Consider the following 24,035-nt stretch of genomic DNA (forward strand, 5'->3'; position numbering starts at 1 on the left):
GACCGACCCCCCAATGAGTGACCAGAAACTGCGTGTGGCCGTCATCGGCTCGGGCCGCTGGGCCCAGCGCGCGCACATTCCCGGCTGGCAGCGCGACCCCCGCGCCGAGGTCGTGGCCATCGCCGACACCGACGCGGCCATGCTCGACGAGGCCGGCGAGCAGTTCGGCGTGGCCAAGCGGGTGACCGACTACCGCGAGCTGCTCGACGACCCCGGCATCGACGTCATCGACGTGGCCACCGCCAACCGGGCCCACTTCGAGATCTCCGCCGCCGCCCTCGACGCCGGCAAGCACGTGCTGTGCGAGAAGCCGGTGCACCACGACTACAAGCAGACCCGGGCGCTGTCGGAGCTGGCCCGCTCCAAGGGGCTCAAGACCAAGCTCGGCTTCACGTTCCGCTACGCGCCGGCGATCCAGTACGCCAAGCACCTCATCGACTCCGGGTTCGTCGGGCAGCCGTACGTCTTCAACGGCTACGAGCAGAACAGCCAGTGGATCGACCCGGCCACCCCGATGCGCCAGTACGACCCGGACGCCGACCCGGACGTCATCGCCACCTCCTCCATCGAGGGCTACGGCGCCCCGATCATCGACATCATGCACTGGTGGGCCGGCACCGACCTGCAGTCCGTCGTCGGGACGATGCGCAACTTCGTGCCCGAGCGGGTGGTCCGCGACACCGGCCTCATGCAGCGGCTCAACATCGACGACGGCGACATGTGGATCGCCGAGTTCGGCGGCGGCCTGCTCGCCTCCATCCAGTCCTCCTACGTCACCGTCGGCAACTTCCCCGGCATCGAGGCCCGCATCTACGGCTCCGAGGGCGCCATCATCGTGCGGCTGGTCGAGGAGTTCGGCATCTGCCAGACCATCAAGACCGCGACCCGCCAGGAGGTCGAGTTCGTCGAGCGGGAGATCCCGCAGGAGTTCTTCCCCGAGGGCGGGCACTCCCGCGAGGACTGGGACTTCCTGTTCTACTCCAACCTCTGCGCCGACTTCACCACCGAGATCCTGTCCGGCAACCCGCGCAACCAGGGTGACTTCGGGCAGGGCGCGCTCGTCCAGGAGACCATCAACGCCTTCGAGCGCTCGTTCCGCACCCGCGCGTGGGTGAACCTGCCCCTGACCGAGGAAGCCGCATGACCTGGGGATCGCTCGCCGACGACACCACGGCGGCACGCATCCTCGACTCGGCCCTCGGCGCGGTCGCCGGCCGGGTGCGGTTCGCCGACGCCCGCCTCATCGAAGCCGAGGAGCTGCGGTCGTACCTCCAGAAGGGCGCCGACCCCGACGAGCGGATCGAGGCCAACATCGGCATCGGCGTCCGCGTGCTCGTGGACGGGCAGTGGGGCTTCGCCGCCCGCCCCCTGGCCGAGGAGTCCGACGCCGCCGCGGCCGCGGCCCAGGCCCACCGGGTCGCCGTCGCCCTGGCCGGGCACGGGAAGCCGACCGACCTGCCGCCGCGGGAGCCGGCCGGCGGGCGCTACGAGACCGTCGTCGAGCAGGACCCGTTCGCGGTCGCACCGGCCGAGCGGCAGGAGCTCCTCGCGGCGTGGCTGGCCGCCGCGTCCGCGCCCGCCGAGGTGGCCGCGGCCCAGGCCGGGATCAACGCCAAGCGGCAGCACCGGCACTACGCCGACACCGAGGGCTCCCGCCAGCACCAGCACTTCACCGAGACCGGCGCGATGCTCATGGTGACCGCCAGCGGCCACGGTGACGTGCAGCGGCGCAGCTACCCGAACTCGTTCCACGGCAACACCGCGGCGGCCGGGTGGGAGTACCTCGCCTCGCTGCGCATGCTGGAGAACGCGGCCCGGGTCGGGGACGAGGCCGTGCGGCTGCTGACCGCGCCCGTCGCCCCGGCCGGGCCCGCCGACGTCATCATCGGCGCCCAGCAGGTGTCGCTGCAGATCCACGAGTCCTGCGGGCACGCCCTCGAGCTCGACCGGATGCTCGGCGACGAGGCCAACTACGCCGGGACGTCCTTCATCAAGCCGTCCGATGTGGGGTCGCTGCGGTACGGCTCGCCGGCCGTCACCATCACCTCCGACCCGACCGTGCCCGGCACCCGCGGCTCGTTCGCGTTCGACGACGAGGGGACACCGGCCCGCGGTACCCACCTGATCGACGCCGGCATCGTCACCAACACCCTGTCCAACCGGGACTCCGCGGCCCGGGCCGGCCTCGCGCTGACCGGCGCCGCCCGCTCCGACGGCTGGGGGTACCTCCCGGTGTGCTTCGCCACCCACGTGTTCCTGCAGCCCGGCGACGGCGGCACCCTCGACGACCTCCTGGCCCGGCTCGGCGACGGCTACTACATCGACGACAACCGCAGCTGGTCGATCGACAACCAGCGGCTCAACTTCCAGTTCGGCACCGAGGTCGCCTACGAGGTGAAGAACGGCAAGCGGGGGCGGCTCCTCAAGAACTTCTCCTACGGCGGCGTCACCCCGCGGTTCTGGGGCTCCGTGGAGGCGGTCGCCGGCCCGTCGGAGTTCCACGCGTTCGGCTACCCGTGCGGCAAGGGCGAGCCGAAGCAGTGGGGCTTCCTCAGCCACGGCGCCGCCCCGATGCTGGTCCGCGACCTGCAGATCGGAGTGGCGTGATGACCGGACCGGTTGACCTCGATCGGCTGCGGTCGGCGCTGGCCGGGGCCGCGGCCGACGCGGTCGAGATCGCGCTGCTGGGCAAGGCCGGCGAGTACACCCGCTTCGCCGGCGGCCGCGTGCACCAGCCCCAGGACATCACCGAGACCCAGTACACCGTCCGGGCCCTCGTCGACGGCCACGCCGCCCGGGCCGCCACCGGTGTGCCCGGCGGTCTCGCCGCCGCCGTCACCCGCGCCGCCGAGCTGGCCCGGGCCCTCGCCGAGCGCGCGGGGCAGCCCGGCACCGCGACCATCGCCGAGCCGGCCGCCGCGCCGGAGCTCGAGCTGTGGCACGACGACACGGCCGCGTTCGACGCCGGCGCCCGCTCGGCCCTCGCCGGGGACACCATGCGCCGGGCCGAGGCGGCCGGCGGGCACGCGGCCGGAATGTTCGGCCGGGCCGTCACCGAGCTCGCCGTCGTCAACAGCAACGGCGTCGCCCACCAGACCCGGGCCACGGAGGCGATCGGGACCCTCACCGCCACCGTCGACGAGGGCACCTCGCACTGGATCGACCTGCACCGCTCCGTCGGCGCGCTCAACGCCGGGGAGTCGGTGGCCCGGACGATCCGCGAGGCCGTCGCCGGGCGGGGCCGCGGGCCGCTGCCGGACGGGCACTACACCGTCGTGCTCGGCCCGCAGGCCGCCGGGGAGCTCCTCGGCTTCCTGGAGGCGTTCGGGTTCGGCGGGGATCTGGCCGCGGCCGGCGTCGGCCTGGTCGCGCGGCGGGCGGGGGAGCGGGTCGCGTCCACCCTCGTCACCGTCGCCGACGACGCCACCGCGCCCTACGGGCTGCCGATCGGGTTCGACCTGGAGGGCACCCCGAAGTCGCGGGTGCCGATGCTCACCGAAGGAGTCGTCGGTGCCGCCGTCACGGACCTGCACACAGCCCGGCTCCTGGGTACCGCCCCCACCGGCCACGCGCACGTGGCGCGGGAGGAGCCGCCGAGCCCGGTCGCCGCGAACATCGTCCTCAGCCCGGGCGACCGCACCGAGGAGGAGCTCATCGCCGGCGTCGAGCGGGGCGTCTACGTGCAGCGGTTCTGGTACACCCGGCTCGTCGACCGGGTCGCCGGGACCATCACCGGCGTCAGCCGCGACGGCTGCTTCCTGATCGAGAACGGCCGCCTGGCCGCGCCCGTCGCCGGAGCCCGGTTCACGCACTCCGTCCTCGACCTCCTGGCCACCGTCGACGGCGTCGGTTCCCAGGTGCGTTCGCAGCCGGTCATGAACGTCTGGAACGGTGCCGTCAGCGCGCCCGCCCTGCGCGGCCACGGGTTCCGGTTCGGAGCGGCCACGTGAGCACCGTGCGCACCAACCGCGACCGCCTGGTGACCCAGATCCTGGCCGGCGAGGTCTGGCCGGCCCTGGCCGACCGGCACGGGTATCGCGTCGACGCCGACGGCACCCCGTTCCTGCTGCCCGGCATGGGCGGGGTCACGCTCGGCGCGCACCCGGGGGATCCGGCTGTCGGTCATTCGAGTGATCACCTCGAGCCCGGCCTCTCCGTGCGAGCCGCCGACCCCGGTGCGAACATGGCGCTGCAGTTCCTGTCGTGCGTCGGCAACGTCGTCACCGTGCGCAGCGGGCCGGCGACCGGCGCGACCGGGCGGGTCACCGGGCAGCACGCGTATGTGCTCGTGGACCTGCCGGAGGAGCAGCTCGCACTGGTCAGCTCCGGGGACCGGGTCAGCGTCGCCGCCCGCGGGCAGGGCCTGAAGCTCACCGACCATCCGGACATCGTGGTGAAGAACCTGGATCCGGGGGTACTGGACGCACTGCCGATCCGCACCCGCGACGACGGACGTCTCGAGGTCGGGGTCGCGGCCCGGGTGCCGGCCGCCGCGGTCGGAGCCGGGGCCGGGATGGTGTCGGAGTTCGCCAACACCGACCTGATGGGCGCCTACGCCGGGCAGGCCGAGGACCTCTCCCTGGGCCTGGAGTCCCTCCGCCTCGGCGACCTCGTCGTCCTCGAGGACCAGGACCACCGCTTCGGGCGCGGGTTCCGCCGCGGATACGTCACCGTCGGCGTCATCAGCACGGGCCACTGCCGCCTCTTCGGCCACGGCCCCGGCCCCAGCACCATCCTCAGCGGCCCGGCCGACGCGTTCCGTGTCGTCGACGACGCCGACGCCAACCTAGGAGCGTTCCTGTGACGACCGTGGCCATGAACCTGACCGGGGTGGTGGAGGCGCCGGTCATGGGCTCCTCGCCCTACCTGGTCGACGCCGACGGTGCACCCTATGTGCCCATCGGGACCTCGGGCGTCGTGCTCGGAGTACACCTGGGAGATTCGGTTCTCGCCCATGACGCCGACCACGTCGCGCCCGGCGTCACCCTCGAACACCGCGACCAGGCGGCCCGGCACGCGCTGACCGCGTTCGCGTGCCTTGGCAACGACGCCGTGGTCCGGACCGGGGCGGCCGCCGGTGCGCGGGGCACGGTCCTGGGCAAGCGCGGCGAGGAGGGCCGGGTGATCGTCGTCTTCCCCGACGACGTTTTGCGGTTGTTGTTGCCGGGCGACGCGATCGCCGTTCGCGCGCACGGGCAGGGCGCAACGCTACCCGGACTTTCGGTGCTGAATGTGGATCCCCGGATGCTGCCGCGGCTGGAGCTGCCACTGGGAGTGCGGGGGATCGTGCCGTCCTCCGTGGTGGGCAACGGGATCGGCCGTCCGGCGCAGATGTGGGACCTCGACCTTCAGGAGGTACCAGATGGATTATGTTTGGGGGATTTTGTGGCCATTGACGACCTTGATGTGCGGCACAACGCCGGCTATCGGCGGGGGTGGCGGACCGTCGGCGTCATCGTGCACGGCGGGAGCCCCCAGCCCGGCCACGGACCCGGGCTCATGCCGCTGCTGTGCGGGCCCGCCGCCGCGCTGACCGTGCACGTCGACGGTGACCAGCACCTCGGCCTGCGCGCCGACGACCTAGACTTCCGGCCATGACCGACCCCGCCAACTTCCTGCACCGGTCGCTGCCCGAGGCGGTGTATCTCGTGCTGAGGCGCAAGATCCTCAACAACGAGTTCACCGCCGGGCAGCGCCTCGTCGAGGCCCCCCTCGCCGAGGAGCTCGGGGTCAGCCGCTCGACCGTCCGCGAGGCGCTGCGCCAGCTGAGCGTCGACGGCCTGGTCGACATCTCGCCGCGGCGGCACAGCGTCGTGACCCGGATGTCCTACGAGGACATCCGGGACGCCTGCTATGCCCGCTTCGTCCTGGAGGCCGGCGCGGTCCGCTGCATCACCGGCAACAAGGACGACGTCCTCGGCCGCATGCAGGCCGTCGTCGACCGGATGGCCGACGTCGCCGCCGACAGCGACGTGGCCACCATGATCGACCTGGACACCGAGTTTCACGGCTGCATCATCGACGCCGCCGGCAAGCAGCGCCTGGCCGCGCTGTGGCGGACCCTGGACGCGCAGATGGGGGCGCTGATGCGCTCGTCGATCGACCGGCAGCACATCGGCCTGGACGAGGCGGTGCGCCGCCACCAGTACGTGGTCGACGTCTTCCGGGTCGGGTCCGGTGAGGAGATCGTGCAGATGCTGGAGGAGCACTACCTGGGCGCGGTGGACAGCATGGCCGAGGCGGGGGTGCTGCTCTCGAAGCCCGGCACGGCCTAGCTCCGCTATTCCGAGTTTCACCTCCACCCACGCCCCCGCACGATCTACGCCAGCAGCGGCCGGCCGGCCGGGTCAGCGTGAGAGCCGGCACCGAGGCGATGCGCGATGGCGACCGGCTCGACCGTGTCGCCGGCGACCAGCCGGGACGTGAAGGCCACCCAGACCCCCGTGGCGCGGCACGATGTTGTGCGCGGCGCTCGGCTGCGGCGGGATGCCATCGGATAGTGGCATGTGCAGGACGAGCTCGCCGTGCTCGACGCTCGGAGGCTGGCACGAAACCGTCTTCCGCCGAACCGCGAACCGCGAACCGCCGAACCGCGGAACCCGTCGAACCGCGGAACCCGTCGAACCGCGGAACCCGTCGAACCGCGGAACCCGTCGAACCGCGGAACCCGTCGAGTCGCGGAACCCGTCGAGTCGCGGAACCCGTCGAGTCGCGGAATCCGTCGAACCGCGGAATCCGTCGAGTCGCGGAACTGCCGGTCAATGCCGTGGAGCCGTCATCCGCCGGAGCGCCGGGCGATGAAGCGCTCAGCGAACCGCTCCAGCTCGTCCTCCTCCCCGCCGATGACGACCCGGGTGACGCCCTCGTCCCGCAATCGGTCCAGGGTCTCCTCGTCCATCGTCGCGGAACCCCACCGGGTGTACTGCAACGCCGAAGGGTCCCGCCCGGCCTCCGTGGCCGCGGAGCGGGCGATCGCCAGCTGACGCCGTCGCTCGTCCGGTGGCAGCAGTCCGCCCGGGAACCAGCCGTCGCCGCGGCGCCCGGCTCGGCGCGCCGCAGCCGGGCTCGAGCCCCCGACGTGGATCGGCAGGGGCGTGGCGGGCTGCGGGAAGCTGCACAGCGAGTCGAACGAGAAGAACTCCCCGGCGAAGCTGACGCCGTCCGGGCCTCCGCTCATGAGCAGCCGCAGCACGTCGATCGCCTCGTCGGCCCGGCGTCCGCGGGACGCGAAGTCGACGCCCAGGGCCGCGGCCTCGCCCGGCAGCGAGCCGAGTCCGACGGTGAGCAGCCGCAGCCGGCCCTTCGCCAGCAGGTCGATCGTGGCCAGGCGCTTCGCGAGGACGACCGGGTGGTGATAGGGCAGGAGCAGCACCCCGGTGCCGAGGAGGAGCCGCTCGGTGGCCGCGGCCGCGAACAGCAGCAGGTCCAGAGGGTCGCCGTAGGGCAGTGTCGTCGGCACCGGATGCCCGCCGAACGTGGCCCCCGGATACAGCGCGACGTGCTCCGGCACGTACAGCCCCTCGAACCCGCACGCCTCCACGTGCCGCGCGAACGCGGCCAGCCGGTCGGGGTCGACCCCGAACGTCGGCGTGCTGTAAGCCACCGCGAAACTCATCACGCGAGCACGCTAAACCCTGACACCGTTGGAACCTCAAGCCCCGATCGGCCGGCCCGGCCCGCTCGGCCCCGATCGGCGAAGGCCCCGATCGGCAAGGCTCCGATCGGCATAGGCCCCGATCGGCAAGGCCCCGAACCGCTCACACCTGGATGACGTGCCCGACCCGCGGCGGCGTCCTCCCGGCGAGGACCTCGAGCCAGGCCGCCCGCAACCCCTCCGCCCCGCGCCCTTCCGCGACGTCGACCCAACCCGCGGCCACCTCCGCGAACCGGTCCCAGGCCGCGGCGAACCGGGCGTCGAGCCCGTCGCGCCCCCAGTCGACGGTCCGCTTGCGGATCCGCGTCGGCGCGAAGAACACCTCACCGGCGGCGAAAGCATTGGGCGACCGGGTGGTGAGCCCGACCGCGATGTCCTTGGTCAGCCGCGCCCCGAGGTGGCTCTGGAGCGCGTCCCGGGTCGCGGCCGATCCGGACAGATCCAGATACGTCGTGGGTACTGTCGGCAGCGCTGCGATCTCGTCGTATCCGAGCACCAGGTCGTAGCACCCGAGCGACTCGGTGAAGCCCTTGTTCCCGGCCGCCGTCAGCCCGACGGTCCGCGGCCCCTTGCCCAGCAGTTCGAACGCGGTGGCGTAGGCGGTCTTGCTCGACGCCGACGACAGGACGAGCTGCTCGGCACCGTACCCGTCGTGGTCGAGCACCTGGTCGGCGAGCATGAACGAGGTGAAGAACAGCGGCCGGAACAGCACGAGCAGGTCCTCGCGGTCGGGCCGGTAGGCGGGGTCGCCGGTGGTGAGCCGGTATGCGTTGTAGGGCGACGGCAGTCCCGCCCGGTGCGGGCTCTCGTCCCGGAACCCGGCGTCGTCGACCCGCCCCGGCCGCACGAGCAGGTGCCCGGCCGGCGGGAGGTACCCGTAGACGCGCCCGCCGACCCGCACCTGCTCGTGCCGCGAGGTGACGACCTCGGCGAACCCCCACAGCGGCACGAGCCCCCACCGCGGTTCGAGGCCGGCCGCGCCGGGCGGGAAGAACTCCCAGTAGCGCATGGCGTCCCCGAGCACCGCGTAGGTGACGTTGTTGGCCGTGATCCCGACCCGGTCGACCCGCAGCACCACCTCGCCGTCCCCGGCTTCGGGCGGGTCCGCCGCGCCGATGGTCGTCACATCGAGCTCGTGCCGGTCAACTCCGAACGCCCACATGCGAGCCATTGTGCCCGTCGCGCCCGCCGGGCGGCATCGGCGATTTCACCGGCGGTCCCGGAACGGGGCGAGGGTGGCCCGGATGTGCCCGGCCGCGCCCCAGTCGTCGTCGAACTGGGCCAGCACGGCCAGGTGCTGGCGCAGCTGCAGGATCGGCATGCGCTCCGGCCAGCCGGGGTCGAGGCCGGTCAGCTCGGCGTACACGGCGAAGAACCGCGCCGCTTCGGGTGGTGGCGCGGTCGTCCACACGTGCGCCAGGTCGACCTCGGCCCACATGTACGACACGGCCGGGTCGATGAACGCCGGCCGCCCGTCCGCGGTGGCCATGACGTTCTGGGTCCACAGGTCGCCGTGGGTCAGGCAGGCGGGCCGCTCCGGCAGCAGCTCGGGCAGCCGCGCGCAGAGCCGCTCCAGCGCGACCCGGTCGCCGGCGTCGAGCGCCGCCTCGACCTTCGGCTCCGGCAGCCACCGCAGCAGCCGATGCCGGGCGAAGAACGCGAACCCGTCGTCGTCCCAGCCGTTGACCTGCCGCCGCCGCCCCAGCCAGTTGTCACGGTGCCAGCCGAAGCGGTCACTGACAGTACCCATATGGAGCCCGGCAACCGCATGCGCGACCTGCTCCCAGAACTCCCCGGTGTGCGGCCGCGGCCGCAGCCGGGACAGGGCCAGCACATCGCGGCCGGCCAGCACCACCTCGGGGGTGGCCACCCCGCCGAGCTCCCGCAGCGCGGCCAGCCCCTCGGCCTCGGCCGCGAAGACGTCGTCGTCCGGCGGCTCGGCGAACGCCTTGACGAACACCGCCTCGGCACCGCGCCGGAACGCGATCCCAGCGAGGGCCGCCATCCCGCCGCCCACCGGCACAACCGTGACGACGTCTCCCATACCGGCCCGCCGCAGCCGCTCCAGCAACATCGCCCGACGATAGACGGGCGACGGCCGCACCGGGAGCCCGCCGGCGCTCAGCCGGCCCCGTGGGTCCAGCGGATGACGGCCTCGGTGCGGCTGCGGACCTGGAGTTTCGCGAAGACGTGGTTGAGGTGGTTCTTCACCGTCTTCTCGGTCAGCCGCAGGCGGTGCGCGATGGACGCGTTGGACAGGCCCTCGCACAGCAGCCGCATCACGTCCTCCTCGCGGTCGGTGAGGCCGAAGTGGCGGCGGGCCAGGACCTGCTGGTGCCGGACCCGCTCCCGGGCCTGCTGGTCGCGGACCATCGTGGCCGCGACCGAGGCGGCGATCGGGGACAGCCAGCCGCGGCCGCCCGCCACCTCCCGAACCGCGCGCAGCAGCTCCGGTGGGTCGAACTCGCCGTGCACGAGGTATCCGCGCGCACCCTGGTGCAGCATGCCCCCGATGAGCTCCGCGTCGTCGTCACTGGTCAGGACGAGCACGCTGGTGTACTGCGCGAGCGTCGCAATCACCGACAGGCCGTCCGCGATCGGCATGCGATGGTCGAGCAGGGTCACGGTCGGCTGGAAGCGCCGGACCGCGGCCAGCCCCTCGCGGCCGTTCGCGGCCTCGGCCAGGACCCGCATGTCGTCGTCGCCCTCGACGATCCCGCGCAGCGCGGCCCGCACGATCGGGTTGTCGTCGACGATGACCAGGCTGATCACGACGCGCCGTCCACGGCGTGGACGCCCAGCGGGACGCGGACGGTGATGGTGGTGCCGGCTCCGGGGGCGGAGTCGACGTGCAGGTCGCCGCCCACGTTGCCGGCCCGCTCGGCCATGCCGACGATGCCGAAGTGGCCGCCGGTCTGCAGGCGGGACAGGTCGCGCGGCACCGCGAAGCCCGTGCCGTCGTCGGAGATCTCGACGCGCACGCCGCGGCGGGTCTGGGCCAGGCGGACCACGACCCGCTGGGCGTAGGCGTGGTTGGCGATGTTGGCCAGGGCCTCGCGGACGATGCGGCTCAGCTCGTAGCCGACGGGGATCGGCGGGTCGATCGGCTCCAGGACGGTCCGGACGGGGATGCCGGTGGCGGCGCTCCAGGCGTCGCAGAGCTCGCGGACGGTGGTGGCGAAGTCACGGTCGGGCACGTCCAGGCGCATCGCCTCGAGGAGCTCGCGGGCCTGCCGGGCGGCCGCCGTCGCGCCCTCGGCGACGGTGCCGGCCAGCTGCTCGGCCAGGGCCGGCTGGCGGCGCAGCGAGGTCGGCAGGGCCAGGGCGGCCAGGGAGACGCCGCGCAGGGTCTTGCTCACCGAGTCGTGCAGCTCGCGGGCGAGCCGGGCCCGCTCGTCGGCGGCCGCGGAGCGCTGGGCCGACGCGACCAGGGTGCGCGACAGCTCCAGGTATCGCGCCAGGGCCGAGGTCAGGATCGACGCGCCCAGGCCGGCCAGGGCACCCGCGACCGGGAGGGCGACGACGAACGCGGCCAGTTCGGCGGGCGGGTCGAGGCGGTGCAGGACGTCGCCGATGACGGCGAAGCTCACCGCGGCCTGCACGATCCAGACGGGCACGGCCCACAGCCCGAGCAGCACCCCGGCGAGGGCTCCGGCGCCGGCCGCGAAGCAGAAGTACGCGACGTCGCCGCGGCCCAGCGCCAGCACCGCCAGGACCAGGATCGAGTCGGCGGCCAGGGCGAGCAGCGGGCGGGCGGCCAGGCGGGGCCACCGGGCGAGCAGGCCGACCTGGACGACGGTGCCGGCGGCCACGACGGCCAGGACTTCGGCGATCCGCCACCGGTCGGCGACGAGGAGCAGGCCCGCCGCGCCCGCGATCATCGTCGCGACCGCGCGGCCGATGAGCACGGCGCGGGTCAGCGCCGCCGCGGCGACCGCACGGTCGGGACTCACCACGGCAGGGACGCTACCAGGATCAGGCGATGACAATCTCGTCCAGATCGGGGGCCGGGGAGTCGTCGTTGAACAGGGTCAGCTGCACGTCCCCGGCCGGCAGCTCGGTGGTGAAGCGGAACGACTGCGGCACGGCCCAGTCCGGTCCCGTGACCAGGAACGCACGTGGAGTACCCCCGCCGACGCGCACTTTGATCGAACGGTTGCCGTCGGCCTCGTAGTAGACGGTCACGGTCCGGGTGCCCGCGCTCGGCAGTGTGGCCTTCACGACGAGGGTGCAGGCGGCGCACATGTACCGCACCCGTTTGCCGCCACGGCAGGTCGCGCACGCCACCGTCGAGGCCCCGCCGGTGATCTTGTTGGCCGGGTCCTCGGCCTGGATGGAGATGGGGGTGAAGCCACTCGGCGCGGACGTCGTCGCCGTCGCACTCGGGCTCGGACCGGGCTGGCGGGCACTCGCGGCCGGCTGCGCGGATGGCGACAAGGACAGCGATTGGGACGGCTCGGCCGCGTTGGGCGATTTGTCGGCGTTGTCATGATCGGGCAGCAGGAGCGGCGGCACGACGATCGCGGCGGCGGCGATGCCCACGGCGACGGCCGTCACGCCGATCCACTGCCGCACGCCCACGCTCCCAGTCGCTGCCCATCCGGGTCCTGCGGCCGGCTCTTCGGGGCGGCCCGCTGGCGTCAGAGAATACGCCACGGCGCCGCCGCCCCAGGCCGGGACGGCGGCGCCGTGGTGCTCGAAAGAACTACGGCAGCACGTAATTGTTGTTCAGCACGTACGGTGCGGGCTGCTGGTCGTCCCGCCCGTCGTGGCCCTGGGCGTCGCACTGGCGGGCCGCGACGATGCACCCGTCGATCATCGCCTTGAGGGTCCGGTCGTCCCACGCGTTGACGAAGTCGTAGTGGAACGTGGGGCCGGCGCCGCTGGCGAAGTGCACCTTCGACATGTCCCCGTTGACCGGCCAGGCCATCTTGAACTCGAGCTTCGGCACCGCGACCGGGTGGTCATCGGGGCAGACGACGCCGGCCGCCGAGTGCGTGTCGACCGGGTACGCCATGTGGCTCTGGTGGTCCGGCGAGTCCAGGTGCAGCCCGTCCCAGCAGCTCGGGGCCTGGTAGCGGATGTTGAGCTTCACCGAGCGGTCGGTCGGGCAGCTGACCGGGATGTTCTTGTTCTCGTAGCTGTCGCCGCACTCGAAGCCCTTCTCGGTCGCGGCGAGGAACTTGTCGGCGTCGGTGTTCTTGGCGTTGCCGACGACGAACCGCAGGCCCTTCGGGAACGGCTGGATCGTACGGTAGTCCTGCACACCGGTCTTGTAGTAGATGGTCTGCAGGCCCTCCGGGTTGACCGCGACGTCGCCGTTGTAGAGCGTCGGCATCCAGTACGCGGACAGGTCACCCTTGGCCTTGCAGGTCGTCGAGCCCTTGGTCAGGGAGTCGACGGTGGTGTTGGCGTTGGTGGTCGTGTTGCCCATGAACGTGTGCATGTGCGACGCGCCGGCGAGCCCGGGGAAGACGATCGGGTCGTCCTGCAGGTTGGTCCGCGAAACCGAGCAGTTGGCCTGGAATTCGTGGAAACCGCCTTTGTTCGGGGGTACCGCGTGTGAGGGCTTGATGTTCGTGACGGGATTCGGCGCCATGACCCAGCCGGCCGGTGCGGTCCCGGTGGGGGTCGCGGTCGCCGTGCCGGTCGGGACGGGCCCGGGGCTGGAAGGGCCGGTCGTCACCGGGCCGACCGTCGCCGTCGCCGGGGCGCCGGAGGTGCCGTAGACCTGGAACTCCCACAGCGAGTACCCGTAGCCGGAGGAGCGGGCGGTGCCGTAGAGCCGCACGTACCGGGCGGTGCCGGAGATCGCGACGGTCTCCTGGCCGCCCTTGGAGGTCGTCGTGGAGTACACGGTCGTCCAGGTGGCGGCGTCGGCGGAGGTCTGGATCTGGTACCCGGTGCCGAAGGCCCGCTCCCAGTGCAGCGCCACCTTGCTCAGCGCGGTCGGGGCGCCGAGGTCGACCTGCAGCCACTGCGGGTCGCTGAACGCGCTGGACCAGCGGGTCTTCTCGTCGCCGTCCACGGCCGCCGAGGCCGGGTAGCCGCGGCCCTCGCTGGAGGAGGCGGTCGCCGGCTTGCCCTGGGACACGGGCGCGGCGTCGGCGCTGGCCGAGCGCAGCGGCCCGGTGGCAAACCAGCCGAGCAGCGCCACGAGCGCCACCGCGATGCCGGCCAGCACGAACAGCCGCGACCGCGGCTGATGCCGAAGGGACAGGGTCATCGATACTCCCGTACGTAGGGTCACCAGTTTCGCGACCCGAACGCTAGTGATCGCCGGGCCGGTGATCCTGGGCCTTTGGGCCCAGTCCGGGTCCCAATCCGTGGGCAGTCGCGGGCCGGGGTGCGGTGATTCCGGCCACGGTTTGTGGGGTCTCGACCCCTCGCGCTGCGGGTTACGCTCGGTGGATGGGCGCTGAGGGGGAGAACAGCGGTTTCGAGCCGCGGTCGCGCGTGGGGTCCGTGTTCGTCGCGTTACTGAGCGGCGACGAGGCGGCGGCCGCGGAGGCGGCCGAGCTGCCGCCGGACGAGCACGACGACGAGGTGCTGGCGGCCGCGATCCGCCTGGCCGTGCGGAGCCTCTTCGACGAGGACACCCCGCCGGACGCAGTCGCGGACTTCGTCGCCGCCATGGGCCGCGACGTCGAGGTCAAGCCCGACGTCGCCGAGGCCCTGGTGCGCACGCAGCTCGGCGAGGAGGGGCTGCTCGACGGCTACGGCCCGCAGGACGTCTCCGACGCCACCTGGTCGATGCTCGGATACCTCTGCGAGCACCGGATCGGCCGCGAGGACTCCCTGGAGCTGGTCGAGCTGGCCGAGCGGGAGGCCCTCCCGGCGGCCTGACCCCGTTTTGCACCCGAATTGCCCCTCCGGTGCACCCCGGCCGTTGGACGATCAAGGCCGGACAGCGCACGAGGGGGCAATGTGACCGGGTACATCGTCGCGGTCGACGACGACGAGGACCTGCGTGAGCTCATGGCCACGCAGCTGCGCAAGGGCGGCTACGAGGTGGCGACCGCCCACGACGGGCCGTCGGCGATCGCCCTGATCCAGCGCCGCCCGCCGGACGCGGTCGTGCTCGACGTGTCGATGCCGGGCATGTCCGGGATCGAGGTCTGCCGCACCCTGCGCCAGATCACCTCGACCGTCGCCGTCCCGATCATCATGCTCACCGCGCAGACCCAGATGGACTCGGAGCTGGCCGGCCGGATGGCGGGCGCCGACGCCTACCTCGCGAAGCCGTACTCCGCCCGCACCCTCCTGGCCAGCGTGGAGGACCTGCTGCTGTCCTAGGGTGGGGTCCATGAGCACCGGAAACTACGCGGACGTCAACGGCATCAACCTGTACTACGAGACGCACGGCTCCGGCCGCCCGCTGATCCTGCTGCACGGCGGCCTCGGCTCCGGCGAGATGTTCGGGCCTGTGATCCCGGCCCTGGCCGAGCGGCACCAGGTCATCACCGTCGACCTGCAGGGCCACGGTCGCACCGCCGACGTCGACCGCCCCCTCGACCTGGGCACGATGGCGGCCGACATCGCCGCGCTCATCGGCCACCTCGGCCTCGACCGGGGCGAGCACCGCCCGGCCGTCGTCGGCTACTCCCTCGGCGGCGGCGTCGCCGTGCGCACCGCCCTCGACCACCCGCGGCTGGTGTCGAAGCTGGTCGCGGTCTCCGCGCACGCCTGGACCGAGGCCGTCTACGCCGAGATGCGGGCCCAGCAGGGCCAGGTCAGCGGGGCCGCGGCCGAATTCATGAAGGACACCCCGATGTACCAGGACTACCAGCGGGTCGCGCCGCGGCCGGAGGACTTCCCGCGCCTGCTGGACAAGATCGGCGAGTTCATGGCGAAGCCGCTCGACCTGCGCGAGGCGATCGCCGGCCTGCGGGTCCCGACCATGTTCGTGGCCGCCGACGCCGACATGGCCCCGCCGAGCCACTACGTCGAGGTGTTCGGCCTGCTCGACGGCGGCCTGCGCGACGGCGGCTGGATGGGCGAGGGCCGGCCCAAGGGCGGCCACGCCCTGGCCATCCTGCCCGGCCTGACCCACTACACGATTTTCGCGTCGCCCCTGCTCGCCGCGGTCACCGCCGACTTCCTGAGCAGGGACCAGGTGTAGCGTGGCCGCCCGGCCACCGGTGTTGTAAGCGGGCTACCGCGCTGCGTGCGCACGCCCGGGGCGGGCCGACCCGCGCAACGCCGTCGGGCCGGCCCGGGCGAGGGGATCCGGGCCTGTCGCCGCCCGGGCGCGGCCGCGAAGCCGGTCCGGGTCCAGCGCTGCGGCCCCGGGCCGGGCGGGTTACGCTTCGCTTCTCATGAACAGTGACCAACGTTCCGGCTCGGGGCTGACGATCACGGCTGCCGCGGGCCCGGGCGGGGTCGTGCTGGTGGCGTCCGGTGCCCTGGACTACCACTCCTCCGAGCACTTCGCCGCGGCCGTGAACCAGGCGTTCGCCGGTGGTGCGGCGGAGCTGGTCGCGGACCTGAGCGGGCTGGCCTACTGCGACTCGTCCGGCGTGGCGGCCCTGGTCCGGGCCCACAAGCAGGCGCTGCGCGAGGGGCGCCGGTTCGTCGTGCGCAACCCGGACACCACGCTGAGCCGGGTCCTGGCGCTGACCGGGCTGGACTCGGTCCTCACCATCGAGCACTGAGCGCCGGTTCGCTTCCCGGCCAGGATCAGGCGGCCGCGGCGGCGCCCGGGAGCCGGACGGTGTCCAGCCAGAACTGGTTGATCTGGCGGACCACGTCGACGAACTCCTCGTAGCCCTGCGGCTTCGTGATGTATGCGTTCGTGTGCGCCCCGTAGCAGGCGGCCACGTCCTCGACCGCGCTCGACGTCGTCAGCACCACCACCGGGATGCTGGCCACGGTCGCGTCGGCCTTCACCTGGCGCAGGACCTGCCGGCCGTCGACGCGGGGCAGGTTGAGGTCGAGCAGGATGAAGTCGGGCCGGGGCGCGTCGGCGTGGCGGCCGCGCCGGTAGAGGAAGTCGAGCGCCTCCTGGCCGTCCCGGGCCACGTGCAGCTCGCTGGACTGCGCGTCGTCCTCGAACGCCTCCCGGGCCATGAGCTCGTCGCCCGGGTCGTCCTCGACGAGCAGGATCGTGGCGGCACGGTCGGGGGTCGGCATGGCGCCGAACTGTACGGCAAACCGGCAGGCTTCGCACGGCAACGGCCGCCAGCGCTGCGCGGCAGCGGCGGCGGCCTTCGCAGGGCAACGATGGCGGGCTCTGCGCGGCAGCGGCGGCGGGCTTCGCAGGGCAACGGCGGCGGGCTCTGCGCGGCAGCGGCGGCGGGCTTCGCAGGGCAACGGCCACGGGCGGCTGGACCACGCCGCCCGGGCCGGTGCGGACGGTGTTACGGGCAGCGCTTCCAGGCGATCTGGTACACGGTGCTGAAGGCGGCGTCGGTCGAGTCCATGCTCATGAAGCTGGTCGTCGTCTTCTTGTTGGAGCTGCCGGCGCTGACCCGCAGCTCGGTGTTGATGTTGAGGTGGCGCTGCTCGCCACACTTCTCGAAGACCAGCGCGGTCATGGCGACGGCGTCCTTGGTCTGCCAGTTGTCCTCCATGGGGCCCCGGAACGGGTGGCTGGCCCGGGCCGTCTGCGAGTTGCCCTGGAAGTAGTAGCCGGCCACCTGGGTGGCGGTCGCGCCGCGCGCGAGGCTGGCGAAGCCGCGGTAGTCGGCTTCGGCGATCGCGTAGGTGAAGCCCTGCGGGATGTTGACGTCGAGGGCGAGCTGACAGTTCTTGCGGAAGTCGGTGGGCTTGGTCCCGACCCCGACCTGGGCCATGTACTCGCTGTAGGTGACCGTGAACGCCTTGCGGTCCGGCGACACGTCGACCGCGGCGCTGCCGTCCGGGCAGCCGGAGCCGTTGGCGGTGACGACGCTGATGGTGACCTCGTTCGGCGGTGGCGGCGGAACGGGCGGGGCGGCGGGCGCGGCGAGCGAGGACAGCAGCATGGCACCGGCGGTGACGGCGTGGAACATGAATCCCCCCGAGGTTCGACACTGAACGCATTGACACGGTGACTCTACGGAGTCAACGGCGTCGAGGTTCGGGAGTCCGGCCTGGCTGCTCAGGTCGTTGTCGGGCGCTAAAGGAATGACCGCCGGTCAGCCGTTCGGCCAAATGCCGCGGTGGCCCTGACGCCGCGGCACCGTGCGGGTGAACTCCGTGACGAGGCGGTTCCAGGTCGAGTACCGCCGCAGCATGGTGTGGTTCTCGCCCTTCACGAGCACGAACCGTCCGCCGTGCGCGGCCGCGAACCGCTGTGACCCGGCCGGATCGGTCGTGCGGTCGCGGTCACCGTGCGCGACGAGCAGCGGCACGGCCGGGTCGACGGGCAGCGCGTGGTCGGGCGGCTCGATCCACGGCGCTAGGGCACAGATTCCGGCCACGCCGGGCGCGGTGGCCACGTGCAGCGCGACCCGGCCGCCCATCGAGTGCCCGACCAGGATCACCGGCACGCCCGGGTGCCGCTCGGCGGCCCGGGCGAGGGCCCACCGCGCGTCGGCGACCGGGTGCCGCTCGGGCTCGTTCCAGCCCCGATAGCGGTACCGCAGCCGCCAGACGCCGACACCCGGTCCGCCGCCCGCCGCCGCCCACCCGAACGGCAGCATGCGCAGATAGGCGACTCCGCGCCGGGCCCGCGCCGTGCTCCGCGTCCGGCCGCCGGGCAGGAGCAGCACCAGCACGCGCGGGTCGGCGGCGCCACGCGCTACCACGTGCGGCTCGGGAGGCATGTCTCCGAGGAGATCACATCCCGCGCCGATCCGCCCTGGGAGCCGCCTTCGAATCAGCGCCGGCGCGAACTTGTGCGACCTCGCCGCGCCGGCGTCGCGCGCCGCGACGAGACGTTGCGAGCCTCGATGAACTCGTCGACGTCCATATCGTGCAGGTGCGAGCCGCCGGCGAGCTTCATCAGCGCCCGCAGCGCGGCCGGCGGGTCCTGGCCGACGAGCGGCCTGCACGATCGGCATGGCCGAGCCCCTCGTGGTCCTGCACACGGCAACGCCGCCGCACCGAGGGGATCGGGCGCGGCGGCGTTGCTGTAGCGGTTGGTCACCTCAGCCCCTTACGGCCGGCCGCCGTCGGCGCCGATCGTGCGGGGGTGCGGGTGGAGGCGAAGTCTCCCCCGCCTCGAAAGGAAACTCAGCCGAGGTACTTCTCCCACGGGCCCGTGATGGCGAGGGTGATGCCGGGGACCTGGATGTTGACGAAGAGGACCTTGCCGTCGGGGGAGAAGGTGGGGCCGGTGAACTCCGAGTAGACGTTCGCGCCGTTGGAGGTGCCGATGACCACCTGGTTGCGGGCGATCGCGTAGGTCGGGCCGCCGGGGATGGCGCTGAGCACGTGGGAGGCGCGGACGCCGTCCTCGGCCAGGACCAGGGAGCCCCACGGGGTGACGGTGACGTTGTCGGGGCCGTCGAAGGTCATGTCGGCGTACTTCGGGTTGGCGCCCTCGCCCTCGGCGGCCGCGTTGTGCGGGAAGTACGTGACGAGCGTGATGGTCTCGTCGGCGTAGTTGTAGAACCACACCATGCCGTCGTGCTTGGTGGCGTCGGCCGGGAGGTCGTTGGCGGCGAACGCGAAGCTGTTGACGACGTAGCAGCCCTTGCTGGTCGACCAGACGCCCTCGAACTTCTTGCCGCGGGTGACGGTGCCGTCGGCGAACTGGGTGCGGACCGTCTTGGTCCGGGCGTCGCGGTCGGGGACCTCGAGCCAGGTGACCTTGAACGGGCGGCCGAGCTGGGCCGAGGTCAGGTAGGACACGTCGGGCAGGATGCTGCCGTCGTCGAGGCGGATCTGCATCGCCTCGAGCTTGCCGACGCCCTCGTCGAGACGGTTGGCCAGGCCCGACTGGAGCTTGATCTTCTCGGTGTTGGACCAGCGGTAGAACAGGCCGTTGGGGCCGGACGCGTCCTCGGAGAGGTACACGTGCTTGCCGTTCGGCTCGACCGCGAGGGCCTCGTGCTCGAAGCGGCCGAACGCCTTGATGGGCTTCGGCAGCTGGTACTTCGAGTCGTTGGGGAGCACCTCGAAGACGTACCCGTGGTCCTTCTGGTAGGTGCCGGTCAGGCCGGCCGCGGACCAGGTGGCGCCCGCGTTGATGAAGGTCTCCTCGCAGGTCAGCCAGGTGCCCCAGGGGGTCACGCCGCCGGCGCAGTTGCGCACGGTGCCGGAGATGCCGACCCACTCCTCGCGCGCCTTGCCGCTGCGGTCGGTGGTGATGATCGTGCAGCCGCTGGCGTTCTGCGCGCCCGGGTCGTAGACGGTGCCCTCGATGTGCGGCACGCCGTACTGCGACATGTGCGGCGTCATCTCGTGGTTCTGGATGAGGGTGAGGCCGTTGCGGTCGGAGCCGACGACGCCGGTGCCGTCGTGGTAGGCGGGGGTCTTGCCCTGGCCCTCGGACAGGTCGGTCTGGCCCTCGCGGGTGACGATCGTGTACGAGAAGCCGGTCGGCAGGGCGAGGATGCCGTTCGGGTCGTCGACCAGCGGCGGGAAGGGGCGGCCGGTGGCCGGCTTGTTCTCCGACGCGGTCGAGGCGGCGGCGGCCGGCTCGGCCAGGGTGGGCAGCGCACCCGCAACGGTAAGCCCGACACCCGCGGCGGCGCCGCCGGTCAGCACTTGACGACGAGAAATGGTCATGGTGGCACTCTGCTACGCCACGACCGAATGCAGATGCGTCAGTTCGTAAGTATTCGATGGATGCGAAATGAACGAACGATGAATCAGCACGTAGGTAAGGCTAACCAATCACCAGTCTGACCTGCACAATGTCACCGACGTCAATTTGCTCTTTCCGGCGTACCGCCAGCTTCAGGGGCACGATGTACCCGCCGTCCTTGGCGAACAGGGAGGTCGTCCAGGTCGATGCGCCGACGGTGACGGTCGCCGGGATCATGCCCCAGCCGTAGCTGACCATCCGCGCCGCGTCGGCGATCGCCACGCAGTCGTCGGCGGGCACGGTCACGAAGTGGTGCGGTGCGGGCCCGCGCCAGTGCCACACCTCGCCCGAAAACGAGAGGTCCATCGTTCCTCCGCCGATCGGCTACCCTGTGTGGATCTTATCCGGTTCGATGCCAGAGCAGCCGAAAGGTGACCGTCCGTGTTCCGCGCCGGTGACATCCTCCTCGAAACGTACGAGGTCCGCGACGTCATCCGCAGCGGCGGCATGGGCCTGGTGTACCGCGTCCACCACCGCGGCTGGGGCGTCGAGCTGGCCGTGAAGACGCCGCGGCCGGAGTTCGCGGGCGACGAGCTGTTCCAGGCCGAGGCTGAGAACTGGGTCGGGCTGGGTGCGCATCCGCACACGGTCAGCTGCGCGTACGTGCGGCAGCTCGACGGCCGCCCGGCCGCGTTCGCGGAGTGGGTCGACGGCGGCAGCCTCGCCGACGCCGTCCGGCTGGGCACGATCGCCGAGCTGCCCGACGTCCTCGACGCCGCGATCCAGTTCGCCTGGGGCCTCACCCACGCTCACGCGCAGGGCCTGGTCCACCAGGACGTCAAGCCGGCCAACGCCATGCGCGAGCCCGACGGCACGCTCAAGGTCACCGACTTCGGGCTGGCCGCGGTGAAGTTCGGGGCCGCGCTCACCCCCGCGTACTGCTCACCCGAGCAGATGCGCGCGGCCGCGGGCGAGCCGGTGCGCCTGACGCCCGCCACCGACGTGTGGTCGTGGGCCCTGAGCGTCCTGGAGATGCTGGTCGGGGGGCCGCCGACGCGGGCCGGGCACATCGCCGGGGACGTGTTCGCGGCCCTGGTCGAGGCCGGCTTGCGGCTGCCGGGCGGGCTCAGGGCAGTACTGGAGGAATGCTTTCGCCTGGAAGTCGCGGCGCGTCCGCAGCTCGGTGCGGCGGCTGACCGGCTCGCGGCCGTCTATGCCGAGATCGCCGGCCGGCCGTATCCGCGCCGCCGCCCCGCGGAGATCGAGCTGCGCGCCGACGGCCTGAGCAACGCGGCCCTGTCGATGCTCGACCTCGGCCACCCGCAGCGCGCCGAGGAGCTGTGGGAGCAGGCACTGCGGGCCGACCCGCACCACGCGCACACCGCGTACAATCGGGGCCTGTACCGATGGCGGCACGGCCGGATCACCGACGCCGACCTCGTCGCGGAGCTGGGCCAGGTCCGCGACGCCGGGCCGCTCCTGGCCCGGGTCCAGGCCGAGCGCGGCCTGGAGACCGAACGGTTTCTGGAGCTCGCGGGCGGGCCGTCGGTCAGCGCCGTCGCCTGCACGCCCGACGTGCGCCTGGCCGTGCTCGGCGACGAGGTCTACGGCGGCCGTGACGCCCCACCGGCCGCGATCCGCCTGTGGGACCTCGACACCGGGCACTGCCGCCACGTCCTGCCGGCCCACCCGCGCCGCGTCACCGCCCTCGCCGCCGACCCGGCCGGCCGCTTCGTGGTCTCCGGCGGCGACGACGGCAATGTCGTCGTCTGGGCCGCCGACTCCGGCCGCCCGCTGCACCGCTGGGAGGCCGGCGGCGCCATCCGCTCCCTGGCCCTCGACGCGAACGGCGAAACCCTCGCCGCGCTGAGCGACACCGGCGAAGTCCACCTGTGGACGATTTTCAACCCCTCGCAGGGGTACTGCCTGCAGCGCGCCAACACCACATACGAGCACGGTGCGGTGGCGATCGGCCGCGGCCACGTGGTGCTGTACTCCTCGCGCAACCGGCGCCTGCGCGTGTGGACGGTCGCCGGTGAGCTCGTGCGCTCGGGCCCGGTCGCGGCCGACGCGCTGCTGCTGAGCCCGGACGCCTCCGCCGCCCTGCTCACCGGCGACGACAGTCAGGCGACACAGGCCTCGTCGGTCGGGACGCGATCGGCCGGCGGCGGGTTCACCGAGCTGATGGACCCGGTGACGGGGGAGCGGCTCTGGCGGACTGCGCGCGGGGCGACGCCGGTGACGGACACCGGTGTCCTGCTCGGCGACGGGCGGCTGCTGCTCACGCCGGCCGGCGACACCGTGCAGCTGTGGGACGTCACCCGCGGCCGCTGCCTGCGCACCGTCGACGGGCACGGCGGGCCGGTCCGGGCGCTCGTCCTGGCCCGGCCCGGGATCGCACTGACCGGCTCCGGCGACGCGACCGCGCGGCTGTGGCGGCTGCCGCGGCCCGGCGACCCGGCCCGGTGGAGCTACGCGCGGCCGCGGCCCGCCGTCGAACTGTCCCGCGACGTCGACGTCGTGCGCGCGGCCGCGGCCGAAGCGACCGGTCTGCTCCACAGTGGACAGTACGGGCGGGCCGCGGACGTCCTGCGCGCGGCCCGGGCCACTCCCGGGTTCGAGCGCGACCCGGCCCTGCTGACGCTCTGGGACACCGCCGGGCAGCACGGGCGGCGCGGCGGGCTGCGAGGGGCCTGGCCGGTGGCGCGGCTGCCGGAGGGGTCGGTGCTCACCCCGGACGGGGCGCTCGCGGTGCGGTGGCGCGGCTTCCAGTACACCCTGGAGGTTGTGGATGCGGCGGACGGGTCGGCGAGGCACACGCTGCGCGGGCACGGCGACGCCGTCATCGGCCTGTGGCTGCCGGACGACGGGCGGACCGCGGTCACGGCGGCCGAGGACCGCACCGTGCGCGTCTGGGATCTGGGCACCGGTACCGCCCGGCACGTCCTCGAGGCCCACAAGGAGAAGATCTCGGCCCTCGCCGTCACCGCCGACGGGCGCACGGCGATCTCGGCCGACCGGCGCGGCACCGCCGTCGTCTGGGACCTCGTCAAGGGCCGCAAACGCCAGGTCGCCACCCCGCACGGCGGCTGGATCGGCGATGCCGCGCTCACTGCCGACGGCGCGATCGCGCTGCTGTTCCACCACGGCGGCGACGTCTGCGTCCTGGACACCGCGACCGGGCGGTGCCTGCACGTCCTGCCGGGCAAGGGGGTGCGGCGGGCGGCGACCGCGATCGGCGTCGACGGTACCGTCATCTGCCCCTCGCACACCGGGGCGTCACTGTGGGTCGCCGACGTGCGCACCCGCGACCTGCGGCACATGCTCCTCGGCCACGACGGCCCCGTGCGCGCGGTCGTCCTCAGCGCCGACAGCCGCCGGGCCGCCTCCGCCTCCGACGACGGCACGGTGCGCGTCTGGGACGTCGAAACCGGCCGTGGTACCGCGGTGCTGGCCGGACACGACGGACCGGTCCACGCGCTCGTGGCGATGCCCGGCGACCGGTTCGTGGTGTCCGGCGGCGCCGACGGCACGCTGCGCGTCTGGGACCTCGACACCGGGGAGTGCCTGCGGGTGCTGCCGGCCGGTGCGGTACCCGACCGGATCGGCGTCGCCGCCGACGGCACCGTCGTGTTCGCGACCACTGCCCGCGCCGAGACGGCGGTGTGGCGGCTCGACTGGGACTACTCCTACTGAAGGGACGGC

The 24,035-nt window shown here is 72.9% G+C and carries 24 protein-coding genes; 11 read left to right on the forward strand and 13 right to left on the reverse strand.

What is annotated here, in order from left to right:
- The first annotated feature begins 13 nt into the window (after positions 1-13).
- Genes ACIA8L_RS41690 through ACIA8L_RS41715 form a run of 6 tightly spaced genes read left to right on the forward strand, consistent with a single transcriptional unit; the run spans position 14 to position 6,275 of the window.
- On the forward strand, positions 14-1,144 hold the full coding sequence (locus ACIA8L_RS41690) for a Gfo/Idh/MocA family protein (RefSeq protein WP_395913450.1): 1,131 nt from the start codon (positions 14-16) through the stop codon (positions 1,142-1,144).
- Positions 1,141-2,607 carry a TldD/PmbA family protein gene (locus ACIA8L_RS41695; RefSeq protein WP_395913452.1) on the forward strand — a complete coding sequence of 489 codons (1,467 nt, stop codon included), beginning with the start codon at positions 1,141-1,143 and terminating at the stop codon, positions 2,605-2,607. The genes ACIA8L_RS41690 and ACIA8L_RS41695 overlap by 4 nt, the downstream gene beginning before the upstream one ends.
- A complete protein-coding gene (locus ACIA8L_RS41700) occupies positions 2,607-3,950 on the forward strand; it encodes a TldD/PmbA family protein (protein ID WP_395913454.1) in 1,344 nt (447 codons plus the stop codon). Before ACIA8L_RS41695 ends, ACIA8L_RS41700 begins: the two co-directional genes overlap by 1 nt.
- Positions 3,947-4,804 carry a DUF4438 domain-containing protein gene (locus ACIA8L_RS41705; RefSeq protein WP_395913456.1) on the forward strand — a complete coding sequence of 286 codons (858 nt, stop codon included), beginning with the start codon at positions 3,947-3,949 and terminating at the stop codon, positions 4,802-4,804. Before ACIA8L_RS41700 ends, ACIA8L_RS41705 begins: the two co-directional genes overlap by 4 nt.
- Positions 4,801-5,598 (forward strand): DUF4438 domain-containing protein, encoded by a 798-nt coding sequence (locus ACIA8L_RS41710; protein WP_395913458.1) that lies wholly within the window; start codon positions 4,801-4,803, stop codon positions 5,596-5,598. The genes ACIA8L_RS41705 and ACIA8L_RS41710 overlap by 4 nt, the downstream gene beginning before the upstream one ends.
- Positions 5,595-6,275, forward strand: coding sequence for a GntR family transcriptional regulator (locus ACIA8L_RS41715; RefSeq protein WP_395913460.1), 681 nt, complete (start codon positions 5,595-5,597; stop codon positions 6,273-6,275). The genes ACIA8L_RS41710 and ACIA8L_RS41715 overlap by 4 nt, the downstream gene beginning before the upstream one ends.
- A 500-nt stretch (positions 6,276-6,775) precedes the next feature.
- Here the strand turns inward: ACIA8L_RS41715 and ACIA8L_RS41720 are convergent, their stop codons facing one another.
- From ACIA8L_RS41720 to ACIA8L_RS41750, 7 genes are all read right to left on the reverse strand, one after another.
- Complete coding sequence (locus tag ACIA8L_RS41720) at positions 6,776-7,615, reverse strand: TIGR03619 family F420-dependent LLM class oxidoreductase (protein ID WP_395913867.1); 840 nt, start codon at positions 7,613-7,615, stop codon at positions 6,776-6,778.
- Positions 7,616-7,757: 142 nt separating this feature from the next.
- Positions 7,758-8,816: a DUF2855 family protein gene (locus tag ACIA8L_RS41725; RefSeq protein WP_395913462.1), complete on the reverse strand. Its 1,059-nt coding sequence runs from the start codon at positions 8,814-8,816 to the stop codon at positions 7,758-7,760.
- A 45-nt stretch (positions 8,817-8,861) separates the two neighbouring features.
- The gene (locus tag ACIA8L_RS41730) at positions 8,862-9,728 is read right to left on the reverse strand and encodes a fructosamine kinase family protein (protein WP_395913463.1); all 867 of its coding nucleotides are present in this window, start codon (positions 9,726-9,728) and stop codon (positions 8,862-8,864) included.
- A gap of 47 nt (positions 9,729-9,775) precedes the next feature.
- The gene (locus ACIA8L_RS41735) at positions 9,776-10,426 is read right to left on the reverse strand and encodes a LuxR C-terminal-related transcriptional regulator (protein ID WP_395913464.1); all 651 of its coding nucleotides are present in this window, start codon (positions 10,424-10,426) and stop codon (positions 9,776-9,778) included.
- Entirely contained in the window at positions 10,423-11,610 is a 1,188-nt protein-coding gene (locus ACIA8L_RS41740) for a sensor histidine kinase (RefSeq protein WP_395913466.1), read from the reverse strand. The genes ACIA8L_RS41735 and ACIA8L_RS41740 overlap by 4 nt, the downstream gene beginning before the upstream one ends.
- Before the next feature lie 19 nt (positions 11,611-11,629).
- The gene (locus ACIA8L_RS41745) at positions 11,630-12,229 is read right to left on the reverse strand and encodes a hypothetical protein (RefSeq protein ID WP_395913468.1); all 600 of its coding nucleotides are present in this window, start codon (positions 12,227-12,229) and stop codon (positions 11,630-11,632) included.
- Between the two features lie 130 nt (positions 12,230-12,359).
- On the reverse strand, positions 12,360-13,880 hold the full coding sequence (locus ACIA8L_RS41750; RefSeq protein WP_395913470.1) for a DUF1996 domain-containing protein: 1,521 nt from the start codon (positions 13,878-13,880) through the stop codon (positions 12,360-12,362).
- Between the two features lie 185 nt (positions 13,881-14,065).
- Here ACIA8L_RS41750 and ACIA8L_RS41755 point away from each other — a divergent pair, with 185 nt between their 5' ends.
- The 4 genes from ACIA8L_RS41755 (at position 14,066) to ACIA8L_RS41770 (ending at position 16,308) form a co-directional block, all read left to right on the forward strand.
- The gene (locus ACIA8L_RS41755) at positions 14,066-14,500 is read left to right on the forward strand and encodes a hypothetical protein (protein WP_395913472.1); all 435 of its coding nucleotides are present in this window, start codon (positions 14,066-14,068) and stop codon (positions 14,498-14,500) included.
- Between the two features lie 81 nt (positions 14,501-14,581).
- A complete protein-coding gene (locus ACIA8L_RS41760; RefSeq protein ID WP_395913474.1) occupies positions 14,582-14,950 on the forward strand; it encodes a response regulator transcription factor in 369 nt (122 codons plus the stop codon).
- Between the two features lie 10 nt (positions 14,951-14,960).
- Complete coding sequence (locus ACIA8L_RS41765; protein ID WP_395913476.1) at positions 14,961-15,776, forward strand: alpha/beta fold hydrolase; 816 nt, start codon at positions 14,961-14,963, stop codon at positions 15,774-15,776.
- A 196-nt stretch (positions 15,777-15,972) separates the two neighbouring features.
- Positions 15,973-16,308 (forward strand): STAS domain-containing protein, encoded by a 336-nt coding sequence (locus ACIA8L_RS41770; protein ID WP_395913478.1) that lies wholly within the window; start codon positions 15,973-15,975, stop codon positions 16,306-16,308.
- Positions 16,309-16,333: 25 nt separating this feature from the next.
- On the opposite strand, the gene ACIA8L_RS41775 is transcribed toward ACIA8L_RS41770, so the two are convergent.
- From ACIA8L_RS41775 to ACIA8L_RS41800, 6 genes are all read right to left on the reverse strand, one after another.
- The gene (locus ACIA8L_RS41775; protein ID WP_395913479.1) at positions 16,334-16,786 is read right to left on the reverse strand and encodes a response regulator; all 453 of its coding nucleotides are present in this window, start codon (positions 16,784-16,786) and stop codon (positions 16,334-16,336) included.
- 227 nt (positions 16,787-17,013) lie between these two features.
- Positions 17,014-17,646 carry a DUF4360 domain-containing protein gene (locus ACIA8L_RS41780; RefSeq protein WP_395913481.1) on the reverse strand — a complete coding sequence of 211 codons (633 nt, stop codon included), beginning with the start codon at positions 17,644-17,646 and terminating at the stop codon, positions 17,014-17,016.
- 126 nt (positions 17,647-17,772) lie between these two features.
- Positions 17,773-18,402, reverse strand: coding sequence for an alpha/beta hydrolase (locus ACIA8L_RS41785; RefSeq protein WP_395913483.1), 630 nt, complete (start codon positions 18,400-18,402; stop codon positions 17,773-17,775).
- Between the two features lie 53 nt (positions 18,403-18,455).
- Positions 18,456-18,725, reverse strand: coding sequence for a hypothetical protein (locus ACIA8L_RS41790; protein ID WP_395913485.1), 270 nt, complete (start codon positions 18,723-18,725; stop codon positions 18,456-18,458).
- Between the two features lie 86 nt (positions 18,726-18,811).
- Positions 18,812-20,311, reverse strand: a complete 1,500-nt coding sequence (locus tag ACIA8L_RS41795) for an alkaline phosphatase PhoX (RefSeq protein ID WP_395913487.1) — start codon at positions 20,309-20,311, stop codon at positions 18,812-18,814.
- A gap of 100 nt (positions 20,312-20,411) precedes the next feature.
- A complete protein-coding gene (locus tag ACIA8L_RS41800) occupies positions 20,412-20,696 on the reverse strand; it encodes a DUF1905 domain-containing protein (RefSeq protein ID WP_395913489.1) in 285 nt (94 codons plus the stop codon).
- A 75-nt stretch (positions 20,697-20,771) separates the two neighbouring features.
- Between ACIA8L_RS41800 and ACIA8L_RS41805 the strand changes: the two genes are divergently transcribed.
- Positions 20,772-24,026, forward strand: a complete 3,255-nt coding sequence (locus ACIA8L_RS41805) for a WD40 repeat domain-containing serine/threonine protein kinase (RefSeq protein ID WP_395913491.1) — start codon at positions 20,772-20,774, stop codon at positions 24,024-24,026.
- The last annotated feature ends 9 nt before the right edge of the window (positions 24,027-24,035 follow it).

The organism is Dactylosporangium sp. NPDC051541 (genome assembly GCF_044454505.1).
Taxonomy (GTDB): Bacteria; Actinomycetota; Actinomycetes; order Mycobacteriales; family Micromonosporaceae; genus Dactylosporangium.

What these genes read in the sequence shown, in the direction of transcription:
- ACIA8L_RS41700 (WP_395913454.1), top strand. Translation starts at nt 2,607, where the DNA reads ATGACCGGACCGGTTGACCTCGATCGGCTGCGGTCGGCGCTGGCCGGG.
- ACIA8L_RS41690 (WP_395913450.1), top strand. Translation starts at nt 14, where the DNA reads ATGAGTGACCAGAAACTGCGTGTGGCCGTCATCGGCTCGGGCCGCTGG.
- ACIA8L_RS41720 (WP_395913867.1), bottom strand. Translation starts at nt 7,615, where the DNA reads ATGAGTTTCGCGGTGGCTTACAGCACGCCGACGTTCGGGGTCGACCCC.
- ACIA8L_RS41800 (WP_395913489.1), bottom strand. Translation starts at nt 20,696, where the DNA reads ATGGACCTCTCGTTTTCGGGCGAGGTGTGGCACTGGCGCGGGCCCGCA.
- ACIA8L_RS41780 (WP_395913481.1), bottom strand. Translation starts at nt 17,646, where the DNA reads ATGTTCCACGCCGTCACCGCCGGTGCCATGCTGCTGTCCTCGCTCGCC.
- ACIA8L_RS41730 (WP_395913463.1), bottom strand. Translation starts at nt 9,728, where the DNA reads ATGTTGCTGGAGCGGCTGCGGCGGGCCGGTATGGGAGACGTCGTCACG.
- ACIA8L_RS41795 (WP_395913487.1), bottom strand. Translation starts at nt 20,311, where the DNA reads ATGACCATTTCTCGTCGTCAAGTGCTGACCGGCGGCGCCGCCGCGGGT.
- ACIA8L_RS41775 (WP_395913479.1), bottom strand. Translation starts at nt 16,786, where the DNA reads ATGCCGACCCCCGACCGTGCCGCCACGATCCTGCTCGTCGAGGACGAC.
- ACIA8L_RS41770 (WP_395913478.1), top strand. Translation starts at nt 15,973, where the DNA reads ATGAACAGTGACCAACGTTCCGGCTCGGGGCTGACGATCACGGCTGCC.
- ACIA8L_RS41750 (WP_395913470.1), bottom strand. Translation starts at nt 13,880, where the DNA reads ATGACCCTGTCCCTTCGGCATCAGCCGCGGTCGCGGCTGTTCGTGCTG.
- ACIA8L_RS41725 (WP_395913462.1), bottom strand. Translation starts at nt 8,816, where the DNA reads ATGTGGGCGTTCGGAGTTGACCGGCACGAGCTCGATGTGACGACCATC.
- ACIA8L_RS41755 (WP_395913472.1), top strand. Translation starts at nt 14,066, where the DNA reads ATGGGCGCTGAGGGGGAGAACAGCGGTTTCGAGCCGCGGTCGCGCGTG.
- ACIA8L_RS41765 (WP_395913476.1), top strand. Translation starts at nt 14,961, where the DNA reads ATGAGCACCGGAAACTACGCGGACGTCAACGGCATCAACCTGTACTAC.
- ACIA8L_RS41785 (WP_395913483.1), bottom strand. Translation starts at nt 18,402, where the DNA reads ATGCCTCCCGAGCCGCACGTGGTAGCGCGTGGCGCCGCCGACCCGCGC.
- ACIA8L_RS41695 (WP_395913452.1), top strand. Translation starts at nt 1,141, where the DNA reads ATGACCTGGGGATCGCTCGCCGACGACACCACGGCGGCACGCATCCTC.
- ACIA8L_RS41715 (WP_395913460.1), top strand. Translation starts at nt 5,595, where the DNA reads ATGACCGACCCCGCCAACTTCCTGCACCGGTCGCTGCCCGAGGCGGTG.